The sequence below is a fragment of the Kitasatospora sp. MBT63 genome, assembly GCF_000710465.2.
GTDB lineage: Bacteria > Actinomycetota > Actinomycetes > Streptomycetales > Streptomycetaceae > Kitasatospora.
Window position 1 is genome coordinate 1,069 of record NZ_JAIZ01000772.1, and the last position, 1,096, is coordinate 2,164.

2 protein-coding genes are annotated in these 1,096 nt (G+C 72.1%); both read right to left on the bottom strand.

The window, feature by feature from the left end; translation table 11 throughout:
• Window positions 1-516, bottom strand: a 516-nt coding sequence (locus tag AA75_RS53065) for a GTP-binding protein (protein ID WP_233289406.1), incomplete at its 3' end; no start/stop codon positions are given.
• 2 nt (window positions 517-518) lie between these two features.
• The coding region (gene cysD, locus AA75_RS53070) for a sulfate adenylyltransferase subunit CysD (protein WP_033825395.1) at window positions 519-1,096 on the bottom strand (578 nt) is incomplete at its 5' end.

The window sequence follows — 1,096 nt, forward strand, 5'->3', positions numbered from 1 at the left end:
GGGTTCGGCGTAGTCGACGAGGTCCATCTTGTTGACCGCGAGGACCACGTGCGGCACCCGCAGCAGGGCGGCCACCGCGGCGTGGCGGCGGGTCTGCTCGACGACGCCGTTGCGGGCGTCGACCAGGACGACGGCGAGTTCGGCGGTGGAGGCGCCGGTGACCATGTTGCGGGTGTACTGCACGTGGCCGGGGGTGTCGGCGAGGATGAACCGGCGCCGGGGGGTGGCGAAGTAGCGGTACGCCACGTCGATGGTGATGCCCTGCTCGCGTTCGGCGCGCAGGCCGTCGGTGAGCAGCGCCAGGTCGGGGGTGTCCTGGCCGCGGCGGCGGGAGGCGTGCTCGACGGCCTCCAGCTGGTCGGCCAGCACCGACTTGGAGTCGTGCAGCAGGCGGCCGACCAGGGTGGACTTGCCGTCGTCGACGGAGCCGGCGGTGGCGAAGCGCAGCAGTGCGGTGGCGGAGGCCTCGCCGAAGGGGTTGTCGGCCGTCGGTCCGGCCTGCGGGTGAGTCGACATGTCTAGAAGTACCCTTCGCGCTTGCGGTCTTCCATCGCGGCCTCGGAGAGCTTGTCGTCGGCCCTGGTGGCTCCGCGTTCGGTGAGGCGGCTGGCGGCGATCTCGGCGATCACGTCGGCGATGGTCGCGGCGTGGGAGTCGACGGCGCCGGTGCAGGACATGTCGCCGACCGTGCGGTAGCGCACCAGCCGCCGCTGGACGGGCTCGTGGTCCTTGGGGCCGCCCCACTGGCCGGCGGTCAGCCACATGCCGTCGCGGGCGAAGACGTCCCGCCGGTGGGCGTAGTAGATCTCCGGGAGTTCGATCTTCTCGCGCTCGATGTACTGCCAGACGTCCAGCTCGGTCCAGTTGGACAGCGGGAAGACCCGCACGTGCTCGCCGGCCGCGTGCCGCCCGTTGTACAGGCTCCACAGTTCGGGGCGCTGGCGCCGCGGGTCCCAGGCGCCGAACTCGTCGCGCAGCGAGAACACCCGCTCCTTGGCGCGGGCCTTCTCCTCGTCGCGGCGGCCGCCGCCGAAGACCGCGTCGAACCGGTTGGACTCGATGGCGTCCAGCAGCGGCACGGTCTGCAGCGGGTTGC